16 protein-coding genes are annotated in these 19,304 nt (G+C 40.3%); 5 read left to right on the top strand and 11 right to left on the bottom strand.

Features of this window, described 5'->3' with window-relative positions:
- Nucleotides 1-6: 6 nt before the first annotated feature.
- The 4 genes from VB733_RS16560 to VB733_RS16575 all read right to left on the bottom strand — a co-directional run bounded on the left by VB733_RS16560 (nucleotide 7) and on the right by VB733_RS16575 (nucleotide 4,825).
- On the bottom strand, nucleotides 7-2,988 hold the full coding sequence (locus tag VB733_RS16560) for an HAD-IC family P-type ATPase (protein ID WP_323341160.1): 2,982 nt from the start codon (nucleotides 2,986-2,988) through the stop codon (nucleotides 7-9).
- A gap of 43 nt (nucleotides 2,989-3,031) precedes the next feature.
- Nucleotides 3,032-3,181 (bottom strand): hypothetical protein, encoded by a 150-nt coding sequence (locus VB733_RS16565; RefSeq protein ID WP_323341161.1) that lies wholly within the window; start codon nucleotides 3,179-3,181, stop codon nucleotides 3,032-3,034.
- A gap of 127 nt (nucleotides 3,182-3,308) precedes the next feature.
- Complete coding sequence (locus VB733_RS16570; RefSeq protein ID WP_323341162.1) at nucleotides 3,309-3,743, bottom strand: universal stress protein; 435 nt, start codon at nucleotides 3,741-3,743, stop codon at nucleotides 3,309-3,311.
- Between the two features lie 44 nt (nucleotides 3,744-3,787).
- Nucleotides 3,788-4,825, bottom strand: coding sequence for a dihydroorotate dehydrogenase-like protein (locus VB733_RS16575; protein ID WP_323341163.1), 1,038 nt, complete (start codon nucleotides 4,823-4,825; stop codon nucleotides 3,788-3,790).
- Between the two features lie 490 nt (nucleotides 4,826-5,315).
- Here VB733_RS16575 and VB733_RS16580 point away from each other — a divergent pair, with 490 nt between their 5' ends.
- From VB733_RS16580 to ftsH, 4 genes are all read left to right on the top strand, one after another.
- Nucleotides 5,316-5,441 (top strand): hypothetical protein, encoded by a 126-nt coding sequence (locus VB733_RS16580; protein ID WP_323341164.1) that lies wholly within the window; start codon nucleotides 5,316-5,318, stop codon nucleotides 5,439-5,441.
- A 48-nt stretch (nucleotides 5,442-5,489) separates the two neighbouring features.
- Entirely contained in the window at nucleotides 5,490-6,398 is a 909-nt protein-coding gene (locus tag VB733_RS16585) for a trypsin-like peptidase domain-containing protein (protein ID WP_323341165.1), read from the top strand.
- Nucleotides 6,399-6,528: 130 nt separating this feature from the next.
- Nucleotides 6,529-7,275 carry a hypothetical protein gene (locus tag VB733_RS16590; protein ID WP_323341166.1) on the top strand — a complete coding sequence of 249 codons (747 nt, stop codon included), beginning with the start codon at nucleotides 6,529-6,531 and terminating at the stop codon, nucleotides 7,273-7,275.
- Between the two features lie 25 nt (nucleotides 7,276-7,300).
- Complete coding sequence (gene ftsH, locus VB733_RS16595) at nucleotides 7,301-9,244, top strand: ATP-dependent zinc metalloprotease FtsH (RefSeq protein ID WP_323341167.1); 1,944 nt, start codon at nucleotides 7,301-7,303, stop codon at nucleotides 9,242-9,244.
- Nucleotides 9,245-9,466: 222 nt separating this feature from the next.
- On the opposite strand, the gene VB733_RS16600 is transcribed toward ftsH, so the two are convergent.
- The 7 genes from VB733_RS16600 to VB733_RS16630 form a co-directional block, all read right to left on the bottom strand.
- Nucleotides 9,467-9,991: a universal stress protein gene (locus tag VB733_RS16600; RefSeq protein WP_323341168.1), complete on the bottom strand. Its 525-nt coding sequence runs from the start codon at nucleotides 9,989-9,991 to the stop codon at nucleotides 9,467-9,469.
- 456 nt (nucleotides 9,992-10,447) lie between these two features.
- The gene (locus VB733_RS16605; RefSeq protein WP_323341169.1) at nucleotides 10,448-13,948 is read right to left on the bottom strand and encodes a PAS domain S-box protein; all 3,501 of its coding nucleotides are present in this window, start codon (nucleotides 13,946-13,948) and stop codon (nucleotides 10,448-10,450) included.
- A 277-nt stretch (nucleotides 13,949-14,225) separates the two neighbouring features.
- Complete coding sequence (locus tag VB733_RS16610; RefSeq protein WP_323341170.1) at nucleotides 14,226-14,396, bottom strand: hypothetical protein; 171 nt, start codon at nucleotides 14,394-14,396, stop codon at nucleotides 14,226-14,228.
- A 371-nt stretch (nucleotides 14,397-14,767) separates the two neighbouring features.
- Nucleotides 14,768-14,950 (bottom strand): DUF2949 domain-containing protein, encoded by a 183-nt coding sequence (locus VB733_RS16615; protein WP_323341171.1) that lies wholly within the window; start codon nucleotides 14,948-14,950, stop codon nucleotides 14,768-14,770.
- 74 nt (nucleotides 14,951-15,024) lie between these two features.
- Nucleotides 15,025-15,297: a peptidoglycan-binding domain-containing protein gene (locus tag VB733_RS16620; protein WP_323341172.1), complete on the bottom strand. Its 273-nt coding sequence runs from the start codon at nucleotides 15,295-15,297 to the stop codon at nucleotides 15,025-15,027.
- Between the two features lie 184 nt (nucleotides 15,298-15,481).
- Nucleotides 15,482-16,108, bottom strand: a complete 627-nt coding sequence (locus tag VB733_RS16625) for a CBS domain-containing protein (protein WP_323341173.1) — start codon at nucleotides 16,106-16,108, stop codon at nucleotides 15,482-15,484.
- 33 nt (nucleotides 16,109-16,141) lie between these two features.
- Entirely contained in the window at nucleotides 16,142-16,789 is a 648-nt protein-coding gene (locus VB733_RS16630) for a hypothetical protein (protein ID WP_323341174.1), read from the bottom strand.
- A 243-nt stretch (nucleotides 16,790-17,032) separates the two neighbouring features.
- Here VB733_RS16630 and pflB point away from each other — a divergent pair, with 243 nt between their 5' ends.
- Complete coding sequence (gene pflB / locus VB733_RS16635; protein ID WP_323341175.1) at nucleotides 17,033-19,261, top strand: formate C-acetyltransferase; 2,229 nt, start codon at nucleotides 17,033-17,035, stop codon at nucleotides 19,259-19,261.
- The last annotated feature ends 43 nt before the right edge of the window (nucleotides 19,262-19,304 follow it).

Here is a 19,304-nt window from a genome sequence, read left to right on the forward strand (position 1 = left end):
ATTTTCTTACCTACCTGCACTTAATTTCTTTCTGGTTTCATTCACTAGCAAAGGTAAAAATGCGCTGCTACTAATGACAATGCTATCGGCAAAATTTATCGGGGTTAAACTTAACAACATTCGCAATCCAGGAACCCCCAAAGAAAGTAGTTGCAAACCAATGGAACCAAAGATAGCGATATTTAAATATTGATTTTGTGGCAGTTGTCCAACATCAAAGATGGTGTATTTTTGCGATCGACAACTGAGGGCGTGAAGAAGTTGTCCGACTGTTAAACTCATAAAAGCAATGGTACTTGCTTGGGAGCCGATACCATATTTGCTAATACCGTAACCATAGGCTGCCAAACTACTCAAGGATATGCTGCCAGACTCAAAGGCAATATTGCCAAAATCTGAGGTTTTGACGATCGCTTCGTCAGGATGACGGGGTGGTTTACTTAATACATCTGGTTCGCTGGGTTCTAATGCGAGTGCTAAACCAGGAAAGATATCTGTAACTAGGTTCAACCACAGCAGTTGAATGGCATTTAACGGTTGTCCGACACCAATTGCTGTGGCAGCTAGCATCACCATGATTTCGCTGAGGTTGGTAGAGAGGAGAAAATGTACCGATTTTCTGATGTTGTTGTAAATAGTTCGTCCCCGACTCACCGCAATAATCATGGTTTCCAAGTTGTCATCGGCAAGGATGATGTCTGCAACCTCCCGCGCGGCATCCGTTCCCCCGTTACCCATCGCCACACCTACTTGCGCTGCTTTCAAGGCAGGGGCATCATTGATACCATCACCAGTCATGGCTACTACTCGCCCTGCTGACTGTAATGCTTGAACAATCTGGAGTTTGTTGGCGGGACTAATCCGGGCGAAAACATTTACTTTGTCAAAAAGTGCTATTTTTGTCTCCGAATTCAGACTTACCATATCCGTAGCATCGAGGATTTGCAGCTGGTTATGGTTAGCTAATTCTAATTCTTTGGCGATCGCAAATGCGGTGGGAGTTTGATCTCCTGTAATCATGACGGTATCAATTCCGGCTTGATGAAATTGACCCATTAACTCTTTAACGCCTTTTCTAATTGGGTCTGTCATTCCCACCAAACCTAACCAAGTTAAGTTTTGTTCAGTATTTTCTCTGCTTTTATCTCCATCAATATGAGTATAAGCTGCTGCCAGTACACGTAATGCTTTACCCGCCATGCGCTCATTTTCTAATTCAATTGCTAATTTATCCTCTTCTGTAAGGGGAACTATTTCTCCTGCTTGCATCCGCCAATTACAGAGTTGGAGAATTTCTGTTGGTCTTCCCTTCACTGCCACTAGTATCTGTTCGTCGCTAGTACCATGAAGGCTACTCATAATATTACGATTTTCCGATCGCTGGTTCATTTCTTGGAGGGGATATTTTTCCCGCAGATTAATTACATCCACCCCAGCTGCGATCGCCATATATATTAAAGCATTTTCGGTGGCGGAACCATTGACTGCATATTCCCCATCTGACTGCTGCACCACGTCACTTTCATTACAAAGAACCACTACATGCATCAGTTGAATCAGTTGTTTGCAACTGTAGGGATGAAATAGTTTGTCTCCGTGACTAAATTGACTGTCACATAGCTGAATTACTTGGGAATCAGTATGTATTTCCACAACCGACATGCGGTTTTCTGTAATTGTCCCAGTTTTGTCCAAGCAAATTGTCTGTACCGAACCCAGCGCTTCGACAGCATTCAAACTGCGAACCAGGACTTGGTGTTGTCGCATATCGCGAATCCCCAAAGCCAGGGTAGTTGTAGCAACTGTCGGTAAACCCTCTGGCACTGCGGCGACAGCCAGGGATATGGATGTTGTCAACATTACCAGCCAAGGATAGCCCCGGAGTAATCCAATCAGAAACACAACTCCGCAAATACCACTACTCAGCATAACCAATTGGCTACCAACTTGATCCAATTGTTTTGCCAAGGGAGTATCGGTGACACTTGCTTCTCCTACCAGTTGTTGGATGTTACCCAATTCCGTAAATTTACCCGTTCCCGTGACTACAGCTATACCTTGTCCACCAGTAACAAGAGTACCTTTGTATACCATGTTTATTCGGTCTACTAGGGGAATATTTTGACTACAAAGGGATTTAATAGTTTTGTTTACTGGTACACTTTCACCAGTTAATGCCGATTCATCGATGCTTAAATTTTCCGTCTCAATCAATCTGGCATCTGCGGAGACATAGCTACCCGGCTTGAGAATGAGAATATCTCCAGGGACAATATCTTCGGTATTTATCTCGGTAATATTACCATTTCTGACGACTACAGTTAATGGGCGATCGCGTTTTTTCAGGGAATGGATAATCTTTTCCGACTGACTTTCCGTAAAGTAGCCAATCACTGCATTAATGCCTACAACCCCCATAATTACCAAAGCATCAATCCAGCCACCTGTTGCGGTTGACAGCACGGCAGCACCAGTTAATAGGGCTACTGGTAGGGACTTGAACTGCTCAATAAAAATACTGAGTTCAGAACGCGATGCTGACTCAGGCAAACGATTTTGTCCGTATTTTTTGAGGTTTTCTAAAGCAGATTCGTGTGATAAGCCGGAAGTTTTTGAGGTGTTCAAAGACTGGACAACGGCATCAGCTTCAATTAGATGCCAATCTTCTATTTTTTGAGGTTCAATTGGGGCTACAATTTGACTAGAATTATTTACTGTTTTGGGCACTTTTTGGGGCTGATATTTCCTCGACTGCTGTGGATAATCTACAACTATTCTATCAATAAGTTGTTGGATTTGAGCATGGCTGATATCAGGGTTGAAAATGACCAAAATATTGCTAGTTAATGTACTAGCACTAACAGAAATTACCTCTGTTATTTTGATAATTGATAGTTCAAGATACTGTTTGAATGATTCGTGAAGATAGAGACCATCAATTCTATATCTACCTCTACCTTTGACAGTAGTATGTATTGCTTGAAGCACAGAATCCTCCTCATTTACAGATACTAAAATAGTAAATGAAAGATTACCCATTGGCAACAAGAAGCTGAGATTTTTGATGATTTTTCCAAACAGATTCACCCGTCATGATTTTCACCACATTGATTCCATTATCAATCCCACCTAACACACTAGGATATCCAGCACCGAAAATTACATAATCGAAGCTTTCCATTTTTACTTATCTCCGAACATTTGATTAGTAATTTGCAAATAATTTGTGATGACTTATCCAAATTCTAATTGTTTGATTATTTTCAATATATTTTCCCCACAATTATCAACTAATTGATGAAGTTATTTCAAATTGGTTTCTTCAAAACTAGAACAGGACAATGGGCAAAGCGAACCACTCTCTCAGCGACAGAACCAATCAAAAATCGACTGAATCCTGTGCGTCCTTCAGAAGGTATGACGATTAAATCCGCATTGATTTTTTTGGCATAATCAATTATTTCGGAACTAGGGTCTCCAATTATTACTTGGACATTCACGTTCTCAAATTCTGTATTTTGCAGTTTTCTGAAAATAACTTCTTTCAATTTTTTCTTGCGTGTCTCATCATCAAATTGTTCCGACACCATTCCTACTTCGACTGCATAAACTGGAGTAAAAACGTGAAGCAAATGTAAGTTAGAAACATCATTCACAAATGCTCTTGCTGGAAATAGTGCCTCAAAGGAAGCATCTGAAAAGTCAGTTGGAACTAGAACATGCTGCTTTTGCAACCAACTCATTTTTTTACCCCACTGCTACACTGTTTTTATCATATCTTGGAGCTTCAACCAAAGTAGTAAGATGTATCTTGAGTATGTGACCATTCGGGTTTATATATAGATAAGCTACGCATATATTGAACCCGTTCAAATGTACTGGGATTGAGACAATTTTTTTGACTTAAAATACCCTTCATGCCCTCCACAGATGCAAACTCATGCTTGTCCATCCATTCACAAAGTTCACTTTCTATGGTTCGTAGGTAATCAATTCCATGTAGCAACAAAGCCGAACAAATCATAGTGACATCAGCACCAGCTAAGAGCATTTTTACCACATCATGACCTTTATGAATACCACTTGTCGCTGCTAAATTGGCATAAATTTGACCGTACAAAATTGCAATCCAGCGCATCGGTAAACGCTTTGCTTGGGGATCACTCAAAATAATATTCGGCTCAACTTGTAATTTCTTCAAGTTAATATCTGGTTGATAAAAACGGTTAAATAGGACTAATGCATCAGCACCTGCATCATCCAAACGTTTTGCCATATTTGCCAGATTCGTAAAATATGGACTGAGTTTGACGGCGACAGGAATTGAGACAACAGCTTTGACGGCATCAAGAATATCGATATAATTTTGTTCGAGTTGCGTACCTGTTAAACTCATATCGGTAGGTACATTATAAATATTTAATTCCAGGGCATCTGCACCCGCTAATTCTATTAGTCGCGCATAATTTGTCCAACCTCCCAATGATGTACCATTCAGACTCGCAATGATAGGAATATCAACCATTGCTTTAGCTTTGCGGATATGATTAAGATACTCTTGAGGATCAACTCTAAATCTAATTGATTCGGGTTGATAGCTGAGGGTAAATGAATTTTTATCACTGTTATGAGTCATTTGCTGGTGATTGAATTTAACCCCTTCATCAGCCATAAATTGCTCTTCAAACAGTGAATGCATCACAATTGCACTAGCACCAGCATCTTCCATCCGTTTTATATTATCTATATCTTCAGATAGGGGAGATGCAGAAGGAACAAGTGGTGACTTTAAGCTTAATCCCATGTATCTTGTTATTAAGTTCATAACATCATCTCCTGATGTTAACTAGTAAGAATGCTGAATATTATTGTTTGCAGAATCATAGCTGGCTAGTAATACTTTTTTGCCATCAGTTGAGATAATGTATAAAATATATCTTCTCCAACTGCCTCGTAATTTTCATATTCTCAACTGCATTGCTAGCTGATAGAGAGACTGTTCATTAGATATACTTTCAATATAGTCACAAAATATGAGGATTTTGTGAGGTCATAGCTTGGCGATATAAACCCATACTTTAGTTTTTTTGTCAAAGCTCTGAGATATTTAAAAACATATGTATGTATTAGCCGATTACTGAAACTAAGTTTCAATATCATCTTCACAACTTCCTCAAGATTTGTTTCTATCCTGAAGGTAGAGGTTATGTAGTGACTTTATCAAGTGCAGTTTTGCTTACCTGAGTCAGCAAAAGACTGGGCAGGAGAACATTCACATGTAGGACTGGCGAAAATCTTAATAGGAGGCAACAAGTATGAGACTTACTCGTTGGCAACCGTTCCGAGACATTGAACGTTGGGAATCTATCCACGAAATGGAAAACCTATGTCCCCGATTTATGAAATTAAGTTGGGGATATCAAAGAAAAGCAGTGATATAGATTTTAATGTTGGTTTTAATGTTTATATTTATCAAATAAGGGGGTAATATGACATCTTCATATCCGTCCGATAAAAATACCGTTAATTTGCACCCTCCAATTGCTGCTTATATTATTACAGCTATATTAGGTGGAACTTTAGCATTAGCGGCAATACGATTATTCCCCACAAAATTTATTCCCCAGGATATTTACCAAAATCCTGAAAAAATCGCCTCAACAGATACAAATAATAAATTTCAAGTTATGCAACTCTCGCCAGGAGAGCATAATTTTGTAGTCACAGCCATCAATAAAGTTGCACCAGCAGTTGTGAAAATCAATAGCGATCGCATTTTGAAAATTCCGATACCACCTATATTTAATGATCCATCCTTTGAAGGCTTTTTTGGTAATGAGAAATCAGTAGAAATTCCTCAGTTTCATTATAGTGGTGAAGGTTCCGGTATAGTTATTAGTAGGGATGGTGTGATTTTAACTAATGCCCATATCGTTAATGGTGCAGAAAACATCAAAGTTACTTTGAAAGATGGACGTAAGTTTTCAGGGACTTTATTAGGAATTGATCAGGAATCAGATTTAGCAACAGTGAAAATTACTGCAAATAATCTCACTACTGCATCATTAGGACAATCCCAAGATTTACAATTGGGAGATTGGGTAATTAGTATTGGTAATCCTGTTGGAAGCGAACAAATGGTTTCTTTGGGAATTGTGAGTTCTTTAAAATATTCTGATGCTGCGAAATCAAGCAAAAATTTAGCATGGATTGAAACCGATGCTGTGATTAATCAAGCAAACTCAGGGGGTGCATTAATCAATCAAAAGGGTCAAGTAATTGGGATTAATACTGCAATGAAACCCAATCCAAAAACGATTGGATTAGTGATTCCAATTGAGAAGTTTATTGCTGTCAAAGATAAACTAGCAGGTGGTGAAGATATTTCTCAATCTTAGGGAATATTTAGAAACAAATTATTAAGCTTAAGGATTTAGTTATTAACTATTTTTTAAGTCTTCAGATTTCGTTAATCAATGGTTGTTGGGAAAATTAAATTTAGCAAAATATTGCAGTTGGAGAATGAAAATGTATAAAAAACTTGCATTTAATATTGAAGAAAAAATATTAACTATTCAATTAGGAATAGTCAAACTAGAAGCTGAATTAGTAATCCCCGAAGATGCAGCCGGAATTATAGTTATTCCGGAAACATCTGGCAGTATTAAATATAGTTACAGATTACGATACTTTGCTCACCTTTTACGTCAAGCAGGACTAGCCACAATCTTAATTAATCTACTAACGGAAGAAGAAGCAACTCTCGATTGTCGCAGTAAGCATTTTCGATGCGATATTAGACACTTAGCCTCGCGACTGGTGGGAATTACAGATTGGTTGACGTTGAACTCGATTACTCAGCATCTCAATATTGGTTACTTTGGTGCTAGCGAAAATGGAGGAGCCGCCTTACTAGCAGCAACCGAGCGTCCTATGTCTGTCGGTGCAGTTGTTTCCAGAGGAGGACGAACAGATTTATTTAGTTCGGCACTATCTTACCTACATACTCCCACATTATTAATAGTTGGTGGCGAGGATTATCCGACAATTTCAATGAATGAAGATGCATTCAATCAAATTTCTAGTAATAACAAAAAGCTAGAAATTATTCCGCAAGCAACCCATCAATTTCATGAACCTGGTGCATTAGAAGAAGTCGCCAGATTAGCAAATCAATGGTTTAAGCTGCATTTGCGATCGCCTACTACAGATATCTCTCATTCCATGAATTCAAGCACATCTACTTCCGCAGTATCTCTACATAATCATAACTAATAATATTGATGAGGAGTAATGAACTATGCCAGTAGAAACTGATGGCAAAAACCCAATCCCCACACCCGAATCCAAACATATTGGTGGTAGTTTATTGCTCTGGTTGTTAATGCTCATGTTTATCAATTTGGTTTTTTGGGCACAACCATCTCAGAAGCGAGTTCCTTATAGCACCTTTGTTTCCCAAGTCGAAGCAGGTAAAGTTATCCGTGCGGAAATTGGTACAGAAAAAATTAGGTACGAACTCAAACCAGATGCCAATGCACAACAATCAAAAATTCGACCTAAAGAAGTTTATCTAACTACACCAATTCCCAACGATACAGAACTACCAAAAATTCTCCGCACACATCAAGTTGAGTATTCAGCCTCGACTGCCAACAGTGCAGCTTGGGTATGGGTTTTACTAAGTTGGGTAATACCTCCTGTGATATTCCTCAGCATGTTGGGATTTATGTTTAATCGTTCGGGGATGGATAGTCCTGCTGCATTGACAATTGGTAAAAGTAAAGCCCGCATTTATGCAGAAGGCAGTACAGGAGTCACATTTGATGATGTTGCCGGAGTCGATGAAGCGAAAACCGAACTCCGGGAAATAGTCGATTTTTTGAAAAATGCCACTAAGTATGTTCGCCTCGGCGCAAAAATTCCCAAAGGTGTATTACTAGTTGGTCCTCCGGGAACTGGCAAAACATTATTAGCAAAGGCGATCGCGGGTGAAGCTGGAGTTCCTTTTTTTACTATTTCTGGTTCGGAATTTATTGAGTTATTTGTGGGAATTGGGGCAGCAAGGGTACGGGATTTGTTTGAACAAGCAAAGCAAAAGGCTCCATGTATTGTTTTTATTGATGAATTGGACGCTTTGGGAAAATCACGGGAAGGGTTTGGGAATATGCTCGGTGGCAATGATGAACGGGAACAAACCCTCAACCAATTACTTTCGGAAATGGATGGTTTTGAGACAAACACGGGTGTAATTATTCTGGCAGCTACCAACCGTCCTGAAGTTTTAGACCCGGCATTGCTGCGTCCGGGACGTTTTGATCGGCAGATTGTTGTTGATAGACCGGATAAAATTGGTCGGGAAGCGATTCTCAAAATTCATGCTAAAAATGTCAAACTTGGCGAAGATGTAGATTTAGCGAAGCTAGCAGCTAGAACTCCTGGATTTGCGGGTGCAGATTTAGCCAACTTGGTAAATGAAGCTGCGCTTTTAGCGGCAAGGGAAAACCACGATGCGGTGACGATGCAGGATTTAAATGAAGCAGTCGAACGGGTATTAACTGGTTTAGAGAAAAAATCTCGTGTTCTCAATGAGGTAGAGAAAAAGACTGTTGCCTATCATGAAGTTGGTCATGCAATTATTGCGGCAATTACTCCTGGTGCGGGTAATGTTGAAAAAATATCCATTGTTCCCCGTGGAATTGCGGCTTTAGGTTATACGTTACAATTACCTGAGGAAGACCGCTTTTTGATGACTGAAGATGAGATTCGCGGACGCATTGTCACATTATTAGGTGGACGTGCAGCAGAAGAGTTGATATTCGGCATAATTTCTACGGGTGCGAGTGATGATATTCAAAAAGCGACTGATTTAGCTGAGAGATTTGTCACCCTGTATGGAATGAGTGCAAAATTAGGACCTGTTGCATTTGAGAAAATTCAACAGCAATTTTTAAATAGTTTGACGAATCCGCGACGAGCAATTAGTGAAAAAATAGCTGAACAAATCGACCAAGAAGTGAAGGAAATTATTGATGGAGCGCATCAATTAGCGTTAGTCATCCTTCAAGGTAATCAGGAACTGTTGCAAGAAGTCGCCGACATTCTCTTGGAAAAAGAAGTATTAGAAGGAGAGGAATTACGTAGTTATCTTCTTCAAGTTAAATTACCTGCAAATATGCATGAGTGGTTGCGTACTGGTAAGTTTGCAGAAGTAAATATGTTAATTTCTTCTCATAGCTCATAGCTAATAGCCATTTTACTTAACCGCTTTAATAAGCTGTCGCGTATTTAATTTGTATATGAGACGCAGGCAAGATGCCCCGGAGTTTTCCGTGAAGAACATCTCCCCGGAAACTCCTCTCTGCACTACAGTAATTTGGCGTTTTCGTCTTATACAATTTAGCTGCACATCAGCTTATCCTCGGCTTATCAAAAGTCGAGGATATAAATAGGGGATGAATATTTGCTAATATGCGACTGTTGTGGCATGAGCCTGTTTTTTTTCTTTGACAACTACCTTTTCTTGGACAATCAGTACAGTACAAGGAGCATGATGGAGAGTATAATTACTAACACTGCCCAGCAAAATTTCTGTAATACCTTTATGTCCTCTACGACCTAGTACAATTAAATCTGCATTCCAAGTTTTGGCAAAATTACAAATTTGTTTACTAGGTTCACCGAATTTATAAGTAAATTCTGCCTCAACTTTGCGGATATGAGCTTGTTGACAGTAAGCTTCTAACCAAGCTTGGGTTTTTGTAATTTCTTGCTGTAAATTTTGCCTGTGTTGCTGTTGGAGAGTACCATATATATCGACATCTGCCATTGTCCCAATCGAGATAGCTGACTCATCAAGAAAGTAGTTATTCATGCAATTAAATAACATTAGCTTACTTCCACATTTTTGAGCAATATCTAATGCTGCTTGAAAAACTTTTGCAGCTTGGAGGGAATTATCCATAGCAACTAGAATTTTTTTGTATTTCATAACCCTTCCCCAACGATAAATATAGGTTTGATGAGCCGCTTTTTAACTAGCTTGGGAATGGTGCGTTCCGCTCCGCTAACAGCACCCTACTTTTGTACTTTATTTAATCCACATTCCTAAGCGATGTAAATCTAGAGTTGGATGGCATCCTCCTAGCGATCGCTTTATTTTTACTTTATTGATTAATTGTGAGGAAAATGTGAAGATGCCCCCGATTCAAAGATAACGTCCCTATATCTCAATACAGTTCAGTTAAGAATATAAATCAATCACCGCAAACAAAACAGATCGACTTTTTTGGAGGGGGCTTGGGGGACGCAACCGTCCAAAGTTTGACGGGAAGAACATCTCCCCGTCAACTTTTCCCAATAGGGGGTTTGGGGGAGAATCCCCCAAGTCTTGGTTCTCAACAAATCGATTGACTGACAACCTTAACTGAACCGTATTGCCCTATATCTATGTTTTACTTAAAACCTCTTGAATGCTAGCCAATAATTCCTTAATTCTGTAGGGCTTTGCTAAAAATGCTTGCACATTAATGTTACTAAATTGTAAAGCCTTACGATTGGAAGCCAATCCACTAATAATAATGATTTTGACTAGGGGATTCATTTGTTGGAGAATGCTAATAGCCTTTAACCCATCTATCGAGGGCATCTGTATATCCATTAACACTAAGCTGATTTCATTTTTGTGTTGAGCATAAAGCGAAAATGCCTCAATCCCATCGCTAGCAACTAAGACTTTGTAGTTAAATTCTTCCAGGGAGGCTTTGACAACATCTCGTATAAATGCCTCATCATCCACAACCAAAATTAATTCGCCCTTACCTCTAATCGTCTGTAATTCATCAGTTGCCGGTGATGTCCCTTGCTCAATAGCTGGCAAGTAAATTTGAAATTGGCTGCCTTCGCCTAACTCGCTCTGGACATTGACAAAACCACCGTGGTTTTTAATGATACCAAGAACTGTTGCCAGCCCTAACCCGGTTCCTTTACCATGTTCTTTGGTGGTAAAAAATGGTTCAAAAATTCGCTCCCTCACCTCTTCTGACATCCCACATCCTGTATCTGATACAGTTATGACTACATAGTCGCCAGCTTTTGCTTCCAAATTCATCCTGGCATAGTTGTCATCAACATAGTAATTTTCCGCCGCAATGCTGAGATTACCTCCGTCAGGCATGGCATCACGGGCATTTACACATAGGTTCATCAACACTTGATGGATTTGGGTCGGATCAGCTAAAACTATACCAAGATTGGGTGTGGGTATATGCAGATGGATGTGAATTGATTTGGGAAATGTACTTTTGACAACCTGCTCTACTTCCTTGAGCAGATGGGTGAGTTGCAGAGGCACATGCTTACCTTCAACACCACGCACAAAGGATAAAATTTGCTTGACGAGTTCGGCTCCTCGTTTAGAACTGTCTTCCAGAATTTTCAGTAATCGCAGATTTTGCTCATTCAGATGAGGAAGTTTCAGTTTCAATAATTGGGCAACTGTCAAAATAGGTGTGAGTATATTGTTTAAGTCATGGGCAATACCACTTGCTAGTGTGCCTAAACTCTCCAAGCGTTGTGCCCGATAAAACTGAGACTCTAAGTGTTTTTTCTCGGTAATGTCAGTATCGACGCAGAGGATGGATTTTGGTTGCCCGGTGCGATCGCACACCAATGTCCAGCGACTTTGGACGATGATTTCTTCTCCAGATTTGGTGATTTGATTGAGTTCGCCTTGCCATTCGCCTTTTTCAACAACAGTTTTGAAGGCGGCTTCGAGTGGAGATGATATTTTTTGATACAAAAACTCGCGACAATTTCTACCCATTACTTCAGCTGCTTGCCAACCGTAGAGACGCTCGGCACCACTATTCCAGTATGAAAGACAGTGCTGTAAATCGGAGACAAAAATGGCATCGGTGGTAATATCAAGTAAGGCGGCTTGTTCGCGGATTTTCTCCTGGGCTTGTTGGCGATCGCTAATATCAACAACCATAGAGCGACTCACAAGATAATTGCCTGCTGCATCTTTCATAGCCGTAGCACTGAGACTCGTGGGTAGGATTGTGCCATCCTTGCGAATCATTTGGAATTCCAAATCCCTTACCCAACCTCGCTCCTGGAAACGCGGGAAGTTTTCCTGAAAGGTGATTTTACTTTCAGGTGTTATCAGGTCAGAAAATTTCTTCTTGCCAACTACTTCTTCTTGGCTATAACCCAACATATTCAGTTCAGTATCATTAATTCGCACAAAAGTGCCATCTTTGTCTAGCGAATGATACCCACAAGGTGCATGATTATATAGTTCTTCTAATTCTGTGGCGTAAGTTTGCAGTGTCTTTTGTGCTTGTTTATGTTCGGTAATATCCTTAACCATGACGAAGTCGGCGGGTTTGCCTTCCCAAACAATCGGGCTACTAGTAATTTCGACATCAATGATGGAGCCATCCCGCTTGTAATGTTGCCATTCTCCTCGATAAACAAAATCAGCATCAGTGAGACGATACTGCTTCAGGAAGTCTTGGAAGACAGGAATATCTTCAGTCGGACGAATATCTGCAAGAGTCATTGCTAAAAATTCCGATTGAGAATAGCCGTAGTGAGCGATCGCGGCTTGATTTACTGCTAAAAAAGCGAGGGTTTCGGGATCAAAAATCCACATTGGGTTGGGATTGCGTTCAAATAACAATCGATATTGTGATTCAGACTGGGCTAGCCTTTGTTCAGCTAGTTTGCGATCGCTAATATCCATCAGGGAACCAACATAACCAATTAGGGAACCAGTGGAATCGGTTTCGGGAAGCATTAGACAGTAGAACCAAAGGATGCTATGGTCTGGACGTAAAATCCTGGCTTCGAGGCGGTAGGGTTGTTCTGGTTGCTGATTGTCAAATAATTGATTCCAAACGAGAATTGTTTGCTGGCGATCATCGGGGTGTACGGTGTCCAACCATCCCATTCCCATTGCGGCTGCTGTTGGTCTACCCGTCATCTCGCCCCAGCAATCGTTGACATAGGTGCAATTACCTGATGCATCAAGCCAGAAAATTGCTACAGGAGCGGCTTCGGTTAGGGTTGCGTAGCGACGTTCACTTTCCCGCAGTGCGGCTTCAACTAGTTTACACTCTGCAAATGCGGCTTTGCGATCGCTGATATCTCGGAGAATTGATAAATGATGATGGGGTAAAAAGTTAGATGTTGCCTTAAATTCCACCTCTCTGATTGTCCCATCAGGTCGATGGAGTTGAAACTCACCAGATAAATGTCCCTGTTCCTGGAAACTCTGCCAAGCTTGGCTAAAATCAAACCCTGGTGCGGCAAAGTCAGCAATCCTCAAGCCCAGTAACTTTTGTTTTGGAAGACCAAACAGTTCGCAAGCGGCAGGGTTGACATCAATATATCTACCATCATCATCGGCGATGGCGATCGCATCTAGGGCGCTATCAAATAATGCCTGAAATGGGCAATCACTTAGTTCCGCAAAAGGTTTTTCGGGAGAGTTGCAAGTTTGGGCTGTGATAATTGTTGGTAATTGATCAGTTTCTAACTGATGTTGGTTGCGATCGCGAGTAATGGCAAAATTAATTGCGGTTCGTAAAGTTTCTGTAGTCATGTTGTCCTTACTTATATAGTCGCAGGCTCCAGTGGCGATTGCGCTTGCGGCGATCGTTTCATTTCCCTTTTCTATCAACATCAAGACAGGTACTTCAGCCGTACCCCTGACAGCCTTTAACTGCTTTAAAACTTCCAGCCCATCCATATCTGGCAACAGATAATCCAATAAAATTACGTCTGGAAATTCCTGCCGACACAATAATAGTGCCTCTTCTCCAGTCTTTGCTTCGACAATGTTGTAGTTATGTTGCTGATCCTGTAATAAGTAATGGTGAGAGTTTTTTTGGTCTTCCAGGTTATCATCAACAATTAGAATTTGAGTTGTTACAAAGTTCATTTACTCCCCCCTGGATTTTGACCCAGAAAACCAAGAAATTAAACTAGCGATCGCGAATCACTTGGTAGGCATGAAAGCAAGATTGAAAACAAATTAGTCAACTAAATACACCCAATATGCAAACTTAATTTAACTTAATTTTACTTAGTTGATTCTTTTTAGTAGAAGACTGAAGTTTACTTTGCCACTATGATTTTTTAGTCTTTCATTAAAATATCAATAAAAGTATATTTTAAGTTGAAAGATTTCAAAATAATTCATATAAGTTTATTGTTATTCAAATAGCAAGATTAGTCTCATTAATTTTCCTCTGTGTACCCCTGTAAGTATTCGTGTAAAAATAAATTGAACCAGTAGTGTGGAGAGGAGTTTCTGGGGAGATGTTCTTCACGGAAAACTCCGGGGCATCTTGCCCACCTTTGGGAAATAGCAAGCGAGACGCTTGCACTACTTATTCACCTTGGGGAAATAGCAAGCGAGACGCTTGCACTACTTATTCACCTTTGGGAAATAGTAAGCGAGACGCTTGTACTACTTATCTTTACATGATTCCTAATCACATCTTTGCGCCAATTGTATGGTAAACTTAGGTAAGCTTTATGATGATATTTTCGCCAACACTTCAACTTGTGCAGGATATTATGTCACGATGATTCGCTGTCATTATATTCGCGAAGCTTTTCCCGTTAGGTGACAACTGAACGCAACCCTAACAATGACATTCGATAAATAATTGTAAACTAATTGTAAACTGGCGATCGCGATTTTTCCTGAGTAATAAATTTGCAGTTGCTTGAGCATTGCTCAATCTCTGTTTTCCTACAACCAGTCAAAAATTTGCTCTAATTGTCTTAAAGTAATGAGTCCATACTGCCAAAGAATCATTGGTAATGAATTCAGGGTTTGTTCAGGATGTCGTAATGCCAGTTGCAAATCGGTAGTTGGAATTGCTAAGTCTTGTTGTAAAAAACAGAGAAATTCAGTCATTCTACTGGTTTCCATCTTCACTGTCCCCTCATGAATGCTGCATTGTTAGCCTATGCTAAAAACTTGAGGAAATTGTGAGGAGACAAAAACTATACAGGTAAACTTTCGATTAATGCTTGCCAGGTTTCTTGATTGACAACGCCATCACTTAACAAACCATGATCATTTTGAAAATTCTTGACAGCTATATTGGTTTTGGAACCATAATAACCATTTAAAGAATCGCTGGTTAAATAACCAAAATAAAGTAACATTTTTTGTAGTAAGACAACAGTATCCCCTTGGGAATTAATCTGTAAATTTGGCATTTCATTTGTCTCGCTATCAACTATATTGCGTAACTTTTTTATCGAATATCGCATAGTTACCACCTCCTAACTACAACAATTAAATTTTATTTAGTATATATTAATATTTAGTATTTATTTGTTTGTGTTTATATTACTATTTATAATTAGCCATTAGAACTTGAGTATTTTTTTGAGTATCTTTAGGAAAACTGTGAATAGATATCGAGAGGCGCAATATATTGCGCCTCTGCAATATTTAGCCACTACACCACTCATCACATTCTTTTCTTGTCAATATTTCTGGAAACTCTTCACAAAATTCCTCAAAGGCTGTTTTCTCAATGCGTTTGGCTTCTTGATGGGCAATTTCTGCTTGTAGCTCATCAACTACATCCCAAGCGGCAGCACATTCTTCCGAACGTGGGGAGGTTCTAGCGCAGATATCATGGGATTTTTTAATAGCTTCTTGGAGTTCTTGTTCCAGGAGAATTGTCCGAGGTAACTCGACAAATTTGCTTTTACCAATAATATCAGAAGCCGAGACAATACCCATTAATTCACCTTGAATTACAGGAGCTTGTAATAAATGATGATCTGCAAATAAACGTGCCACATATTCCACTCCCAAATCTGGATTTACCACGATACATGGCTTAGTCATAATTTCATAAACACGCACTTTAGAAGGGTCTTTACCATAAGCAATTACTTTACCCATAATATCAGCATCGGTGATAATTCCATATGCATCTTGAGGATGGCGACGTTCGACAATTAGCGCCCTCCAATCACGTGCTTTCATCAATTTTACCGCTTCGGTAACAGTTGCCGAACTGCGAATTGTGGCAACATCTTTTGTCATTACATCTACTGCTTTTAACATATTAACCTCCCCCAATGATGATTCCGAAAAAGTCTAGTGAATTTGCTTTTGTGATGATTTGAGCAAACAAACTAAAGCAGTACCCGTAATTCCTCCAATTACCGCACCCATTGCTGTACCCGTCACTGCTGTCACTAAAGCTGTTTGGAGACTAAAATTTTCTTGCACCATCCCCACTCCAACATAGGCTATAAATAAACCTACAGCCCAAGCGATCGCATTTGCAACTATCCACAAAATCGAAAAGCGGATTTGATTTTTAATTACCAACCATTGACAAAACCCCAGCATTGTACCCAAGCCAGCACCCAGCAGGAATAATCCTTTGATAAAGGCTTGATTTTTAGTGATATCTGACACACCTGCATAGGCAATTGCCATCAAAGCACTAATAGTTAGTCCCGTAAACCAAGCAAATAATGCACCAATGACTGTAGCAATTATCCAGCGTGTCGAGTGTTTAATATAGCGTCGGAGAACCAGCCATTGAGCAAAGCCTAAAACTATTCCTTCTAAAGTCCCCACTAAGATAAATGTTCCTTGGATATAACCAAAGTGAGTCACAACCAGACTCACAACCGCGACAATCGCCAAACCAATGACTTCGGCAATGGATGTTGCTAATATCCACCTTTCCCAGAGTCCCCAACTATTCCATTGGCTAGGTTTGTGTCGCTTCATGATATCTCCTTATGGGTCTCAATTTTGGTTATAGGGCAATAATTTGAGGATTTTGTGAGGATGGGGGAAAGTATATATTTTTTAATTTTTTAATAATTCTGTTAAGAAGAGAGACTTTTTGATAAATTAATCATGATGGTGGGTAAAATTAAGCTAAATATCAACCCTCACAAGTTCCTCAAAATCTCGAATTATAACTACAAGTGGAAGCGAAGGCATTGGCTGTAATTGGGGGAATCAATTGTGTTATCACAATGGCATGGTTTTAAATCTGGGAAATGGATGAAAGAAATTAATCTCCGTGATTTCATCCAAACTAATTACAATCCTTATACTGGTGACGAATCTTTCTTAACGGATGCCAGTCAACGCACGCAAACACTATGGCATCAAGTCCAGGATTTGATGGCGGTTGAGCGGGAAAAAGGTATTTTAGATACTGATACTGAAGTTGTTTCTACTATTACTTCCCATCATCCTGGTTATATTCATCGCGAACTTGAACAAATCGTCGGCTTGCAAACGGAAAAACCTCTGAAACGGGCAATTATGCCTTTGGGAGGTATTCGTGTAGTTAAAGACTCGTTACAAGCTTATGGTTATGACATCAATCCCCAAACCGCAGAGATATTTACTAAATATCGCAAAACCCACAACGACGGTGTGTTTGATGCCTATACTCGCGAAATGCGTTTAGCACGGCATTCGGGAATCATTACGGGATTGCCTGATGCCTATGGGCGTGGCAGAATTATTGGTGATTACCGACGGGTAACTTTGTATGGTGTTGATGCTCTGATTGAAGATAAAAAAGCGCAACTGGAATCTTTAGAATTGGATGTCATTGACGAAGATATCATTCGTCTGCGCGAGGAGATTTCCGAACAAATTAAAGCACTATTTGAACTCAAGGAAATGGCTGCCAGCTATGGGTGTGATATTAGTCATCCCGCAGCTAATGCCAAGGAAGCATTGCAGTGGTTATATTTTGCCTACTTAGGAGCCGTGAAAGAACAAAACGGTGCAGCAATGTCCATCGGCAGAATTTCCACTTTCCTCGACATCTATTTTGAACGCGACTTACAACAAGGTAAAATCAGCGAATCGGAATTGCAAGAACTCATCGACCATTTTGTGATGAAGTTACGGATGGTACGATTCTTGAGAACTCCAGATTACAATGAATTGTTCTCCGGCGACCCGACTTGGGTGACAGAATGTGTAGGTGGGATGGGTGAAGATGGTAGAACTTTGGTGACAAAGACTAGTTTCCGCATTCTACATACTTTGTATAACTTAGGTGCAGCACCAGAGCCAAATTTAACCGTACTGTGGTCAGAACGCTTGCCAGATAGCTTTAAACGTTTTTGTGCCCAAGTCTCAATTAAAACTAGCTCAATTCAGTATGAAAGTGATGATCTGATGCGTCCCTACTGGGGTGATGATTATGCGATCGCCTGTTGTGTGTCGGCAATGCGAATCGGTAAACAAATGCAATTCTTTGGCGCAAGGGTAAACTTAGCCAAGTGCTTGTTGTATGCAATTAATGGTGGCAAAGATGAAAAATCCGGCGAACAAATCGCACCAGAGATTGCACCGATTACATCCGAATACTTAGATTACCAGGAGGTTTGGAGTAAGTTCGAGCGGATGATGGCTTGGTTGGCAAAAAATTATATTAATACTTTGAATGTCATCCACTACATGCATGATAAATACTGCTACGAGCGCTTAGAAATGGCACTACACGATCGCGATATCCTCCGCACTATGGCTTGTGGAATTGCCGGGTTGTCGGTGGTTGCGGATGCTCTCTCAGCCATTAAATATGCCCAGGTGAAAGTGTTGCGGAATTCCGCCGGATTAGCGATCGATTATCAAATTGCAGGAGATTTCCCCAAATACGGCAACAATGATGAGCGAGTTGATGAGATAGCGGTGCATTTAGTCACCAGATTCATGAAGGAATTACGGAAACACAAAACCTATCGTCAGGCAACACCCACACAATCGGTATTAACAATTACCTCGAATGTCGTCTACGGCAAGAAAACCGGGAATACACCCGACGGACGCAAAGCTGGAGAACCCTTTGCACCAGGGGCAAACCCCATGCATGGACGGGATAGTAAAGGTGCGATCGCATCCCTGGCATCGGTAGCAAAAATACCTTATGACTACGCACAAGATGGGATTTCTAATACTTTCTCCGTTGTCCCTTCAGCTTTAGGTAAGGTTGAAGATGATCAAATTCGCAACCTGGTGGGTATGTTGGATGGTTATTTCCATGATGGAGGGCACCATCTGAATGTGAACGTGATGAACCGGGAAACCTTGATGGATGCGATGGAACATCCGGAGCTATACCCACAGTTGACGATACGGGTTTCGGGCTATGCGGTGAATTTTATTAAGTTAACACGAGAACAGCAGCTTGATGTGGTTAAGCGGACTTTCCACGAACGATTTTAGTAGTGTGGGCATCTTGCCCACCTTTGGAAAAAAGCAAGTGAGA

It is taken from the genome of Calothrix sp. UHCC 0171 (assembly GCF_034931845.1).
Taxonomy (GTDB): Bacteria; Cyanobacteriota; Cyanobacteriia; order Cyanobacteriales; family Nostocaceae; genus Brunnivagina.

Excerpts from the sequence above, each read along its gene's own strand:
- VB733_RS16565 (WP_323341161.1), bottom strand. The coding sequence starts at position 3,181 with ATGGAAAGCTTCGATTATGTAATTTTCGGTGCTGGATATCCTAGTGTG.
- VB733_RS16570 (WP_323341162.1), bottom strand. The coding sequence starts at position 3,743 with ATGAGTTGGTTGCAAAAGCAGCATGTTCTAGTTCCAACTGACTTTTCA.
- VB733_RS16575 (WP_323341163.1), bottom strand. The coding sequence starts at position 4,825 with ATGAACTTAATAACAAGATACATGGGATTAAGCTTAAAGTCACCACTT.
- VB733_RS16580 (WP_323341164.1), top strand. The coding sequence starts at position 5,316 with ATGAGACTTACTCGTTGGCAACCGTTCCGAGACATTGAACGTTGGGAA.
- VB733_RS16585 (WP_323341165.1), top strand. The coding sequence starts at position 5,490 with ATGACATCTTCATATCCGTCCGATAAAAATACCGTTAATTTGCACCCT.
- VB733_RS16590 (WP_323341166.1), top strand. The coding sequence starts at position 6,529 with ATGTATAAAAAACTTGCATTTAATATTGAAGAAAAAATATTAACTATT.
- ftsH (WP_323341167.1), top strand. The coding sequence starts at position 7,301 with ATGCCAGTAGAAACTGATGGCAAAAACCCAATCCCCACACCCGAATCC.
- VB733_RS16600 (WP_323341168.1), bottom strand. The coding sequence starts at position 9,991 with ATGAAATACAAAAAAATTCTAGTTGCTATGGATAATTCCCTCCAAGCT.
- VB733_RS16605 (WP_323341169.1), bottom strand. The coding sequence starts at position 13,948 with ATGAACTTTGTAACAACTCAAATTCTAATTGTTGATGATAACCTGGAA.
- VB733_RS16615 (WP_323341171.1), bottom strand. The coding sequence starts at position 14,950 with ATGGAAACCAGTAGAATGACTGAATTTCTCTGTTTTTTACAACAAGAC.
- VB733_RS16620 (WP_323341172.1), bottom strand. The coding sequence starts at position 15,297 with ATGCGATATTCGATAAAAAAGTTACGCAATATAGTTGATAGCGAGACA.
- VB733_RS16625 (WP_323341173.1), bottom strand. The coding sequence starts at position 16,108 with ATGTTAAAAGCAGTAGATGTAATGACAAAAGATGTTGCCACAATTCGC.
- VB733_RS16630 (WP_323341174.1), bottom strand. The coding sequence starts at position 16,789 with ATGAAGCGACACAAACCTAGCCAATGGAATAGTTGGGGACTCTGGGAA.